The following is a 3,650-nucleotide window of genomic DNA, read 5'->3' as shown; positions in this document are numbered from 1 at the left end:
ATGCGCGGCCGCGCGCGGCGGCGCGGCGCCATCGGGCCCGGCGGCTCTGGCACCGAGGCGGCGGCCGGGGCCGGCGGTGGCTGGCGGTCTTGCGGGGACAGGCACATCGGGGCGGAAAAAGGGCCTTACGAAGATGGGCAAGGCGACCGCCGAATCGAACCCTTCGTCCGGGTTGCCGCCAAAGGCCGCTCTGCTACACCAAGCGGGTGCGCCGGGTTAGCACAGTGGTAGTGCAGCGGTTTTGTAAACCGAAGGTCGGGGGTTCGAATCCCTCACCCGGCATACGCCCGCGTGTTGCGGCGGCATTCACCCTCCCCTATGGAACGCGGCTCGAACGATAAGGAAATCAAACGATGTCGCGCCGCGCGCTTCTTGCCATCGCCGCCACCTCCGCCCTGTTCGTCGCCGCGGCTCCGGTCGCCGAGGCCCAGGTCCAGTATGCGCAGCGCTGCGACACCAATCTGCGGATCACGAACAACTCATCGAGCAATGTCCGCGGGATCTATTTCAATCCCTCGACCAACAGGAACTGGGGGCCGAACCGGCTGGGCAACAACTTCCTGCACCCGCGCCAGAGCATCACCTTCCGCCTGCCGCAGGAAGACGACTACGACTTCCGCATCGTGTGGGACACGAGCGCGACGGCGGAAATGCGCCGCACCGACATCTGCCGCATCAGCGGCATCGTCATCACGAATGACGGGCTGCGCGTGCGCTGAACCTGGGGCGGCGCGTCAGCCCGGGCTCGGCAGCGACCTGTCCGCCCGGCAGCGCGACAGCGGCAACTGCTCGGCCGCCGTGACGCGCAGCACGCGGCGCTGGGCGCGGTTCACCTCCATGGTCAGGCAGGCGCAGCCGTAGCCGTAGTAGCCGTTGGTGCGGACCCATTCGCGCGTCGTCATGTCGGGGATGAGCCGCATGCCCGGCAATTCGGGCCCGCCCTGGGCGGACAGGACCCATTCGCCGTCCCGGTCGTCCAGCCAGTGATTGCCCGGCGAGGGGTTGTGCAGCCAGCCGCAGCGGCGTTCCGGCGCCGCCTCCGCCGCCGTGCCGGCGGCCAGCATGGCCAGCAGCCCCACCATCATCGCGCGCATCCAAGTCCCTTTTCCGAATCGCAACGGCGCATCCTGCCATGCATGGCGCGCGGCGCGACAGCGGTGGCGTTCACGCCCGCGCGCGCCCATCTTCCGCCCCATGAACCTGATCGCCCCCGGCCCCGTCCTGTTCATGCCGCAGAAGCGGCCCGCCCCGCCCTCGGAGAAGCGGCTTAAGGTCGTCTCCCCCTTCGAGCCGAATGGCGACCAGCCGGCCGCGATCCGCGAGCTGTCCGCGGGGTTGCTGCAGGGCGAGCGCGACCAGGTGCTGCTCGGCGTGACCGGGTCGGGCAAGACCTTCACCATGGCCAAGGTGATCGAGGAACTGCAGCGGCCCGCGCTCGTGCTCGCCCCCAACAAGACGCTGGCGGCGCAGCTGTACGGGGAGATGAAGTCGTTCTTTCCCGACAATGCGGTGGAGTATTTCGTCAGCTACTACGACTACTTCCAGCCGGAAGCCTACGTGCCGCGCACGGACACCTACATCGAGAAGGATTCGCAGATCAACGAGCAGATCGACCGCATGCGCCATTCGGCCACGCAGGCGCTGCTCGAACGCAACGACGTCGTCATCGTCGCCTCCGTCTCCTGCATCTACGGCATCGGGTCGGTCGAGACCTATTCGCGCATGGTGGTGAAGCTCGAGCGCGGCGGGCGGATCGAGCGCGATGCGCTGATCAAGGGGCTCGTCGAGCAGCAGTACCGCCGCAACGATTCCTTCTTCGCGCGCGGCACCTTCCGCGTACGTGGCGAAAGCGTGGACATCTGGCCCTCGCATCTCGATGACCGCGCCTGGCGGGTTTCGCTCTTCGGCGACGAGATCGACGGCATCCGCGAATTCGACCCGCTGACCGGCGAGGTGACCGGCGAGATGGAACGCATCGCCGTCTATGCCAACAGCCACTACGTCACGCCGCGGCCGACGCTCACCCAGGCGATCGCGCAGATCAAGGTCGAGCTCAAGGAACGGCTCGCGCAGCTGGAGGCCGAGGGCAAGCTGCTGGAGCGCCAGCGGCTCGAGCAGCGCACCATCTTCGACATCGAGATGATGGAGACGACCGGGTCCTGCAAAGGGATCGAGAACTACTCCCGCTACCTGACCGGCCGCCGCCCCGGCGACCCGCCGCCGACGCTGTTCGAATACCTGCCCGACAACGCGGTGCTGATCGTCGATGAAAGCCACGTGACCGTGCCGCAGATCGGCGGGATGTATCGTGGCGACTATGCGCGCAAGGCGATCCTGTCCGAGTTCGGCTTCCGCCTGCCATCCTGCACCGACAACCGGCCGCTGAAGTTCGAGGAGTGGGACGCCTATCGCCCGCAAACGGTGTTCGTCTCCGCCACGCCGGGACCGTGGGAGATGGAGCGCACCGGCGGCGCCTTCGCCGAGCAGGTGATCCGCCCGACCGGCCTCGTCGACCCCGTCTGCGAGATCCGCCCCGTGGAAGGCCAGGTGGACGACCTGCTCGCCGAATGCCGCGCCGTCTCGACCAAGGGCGGGCGCGTGCTGGTCACGACGCTGACCAAGCGCATGGCGGAGGACCTGACGGAATACATGACGGAAGCGGGCATCCGCGTGCGCTACCTGCACAGCGACGTGGATACGCTCGAACGCATCGAGATCATCCGCGATCTGCGCAAGGGCGTGTTCGACGTGCTGGTGGGCATCAACCTGCTGCGCGAGGGCCTCGACATTCCCGAATGCGCGCTGGTCGCCATCCTGGACGCCGACAAGGAAGGCTTCCTGCGCAGCACCACCGCGCTGATCCAGACCATCGGCCGCGCCGCGCGCAACGTCGAGGGCCGCGTCGTGCTCTATGCCGATGTCATGACGAACAGCCTGAAGAACGCGCTGGGCGAGACCGAACGCCGCCGCGCCAAGCAGCAGGCCTGGAACGCCGAGCACGGCATCACGCCCACCACCATCCGCCGCGAGATCGCCGACGTGCTGCGCGACGTCACGCAGGGCGACTACGTCACGGTCGACGCGGTGGAAGGCGAGGAGGAAGCGAACTTCGTCGGCAAGGACCTCCGCGCCGCCATCGCCGACCTGGAGAAGAAGATGCGCGCCGCCGCGGCGGAACTGGAATTCGAGACCGCGGCGCGGCTGCGCGACGAGATCAAGCGGCTCGAGGCACTCGACCTCGGGCTGGAGCCCAACCTCGCCGGGCGTTCGTTGCGCGAGGCGACGCCCAAGGCCGACTGGAAGCCCAAGCCGATGGGGCCCGGCGGCGGCGGCTACGACCCGAAAAAGGCGAAGGGCGGACGGAAGCGCCGCGGCCCCTGACGCGTTCCTGCCTCCGACGGGGCGCGATTGCCCCGGTTCCGCCCGATCGATGCCACACGCAGCGGTTGTGGTGGGGCATCGGAGCTGAACGAAGGAGGCACGCACATGCTGACGAAGACGATCCGACTTTCCGCCCTCGGCCTGCTCGCCCTGGGGCTGGCGGCCTGCCAGGACCCGGTCGGCCAGCGCGCGCTGATCGGCGGCGGCATCGGCGCGGCGGGCGGCGCCTTGAGATTCCCGTACCAGGCGAAGGTCATCTGCACGTTTGT

General features: G+C 68.3%; 3 protein-coding genes and 1 tRNA gene. 3 read left to right on the top strand and 1 reads right to left on the bottom strand.

Annotated features, from left to right (window positions below; translation table 11 throughout):
- Positions 1-210: 210 nt before the first annotated feature.
- A tRNA-Thr gene (locus tag HW577_RS22525) sits at positions 211-282 on the top strand.
- A 71-nt stretch (positions 283-353) separates the two neighbouring features.
- Positions 354-719: a hypothetical protein gene (locus HW577_RS22520; RefSeq protein ID WP_198378354.1), complete on the top strand. Its 366-nt coding sequence runs from the start codon at positions 354-356 to the stop codon at positions 717-719.
- 15 nt (positions 720-734) lie between these two features.
- Here HW577_RS22520 and HW577_RS22515 read toward each other — a convergent pair whose 3' ends face one another.
- Positions 735-1,094 carry a DUF4087 domain-containing protein gene (locus tag HW577_RS22515; protein ID WP_198378353.1) on the bottom strand — a complete coding sequence of 120 codons (360 nt, stop codon included), beginning with the start codon at positions 1,092-1,094 and terminating at the stop codon, positions 735-737.
- Between the two features lie 100 nt (positions 1,095-1,194).
- Between HW577_RS22515 and uvrB the strand changes: the two genes are divergently transcribed.
- Positions 1,195-3,381, top strand: coding sequence for an excinuclease ABC subunit UvrB (uvrB, locus tag HW577_RS22510; protein ID WP_198378352.1), 2,187 nt, complete (start codon positions 1,195-1,197; stop codon positions 3,379-3,381).
- Positions 3,382-3,650 lie beyond the last annotated feature (269 nt).

The organism is Neoroseomonas rubea (genome assembly GCF_016106015.1).
Taxonomy (GTDB): Bacteria; Pseudomonadota; Alphaproteobacteria; order Acetobacterales; family Acetobacteraceae; genus Neoroseomonas; species Neoroseomonas rubea.
This window is presented reverse-complemented; position numbering and strand designations above follow the sequence as displayed.

What these genes read in the sequence shown, in the direction of transcription:
- HW577_RS22520 (WP_198378354.1), top strand. Translation starts at nt 354, where the DNA reads ATGTCGCGCCGCGCGCTTCTTGCCATCGCCGCCACCTCCGCCCTGTTC.
- HW577_RS22515 (WP_198378353.1), bottom strand. Translation starts at nt 1,094, where the DNA reads ATGCGCGCGATGATGGTGGGGCTGCTGGCCATGCTGGCCGCCGGCACG.
- uvrB (WP_198378352.1), top strand. Translation starts at nt 1,195, where the DNA reads ATGAACCTGATCGCCCCCGGCCCCGTCCTGTTCATGCCGCAGAAGCGG.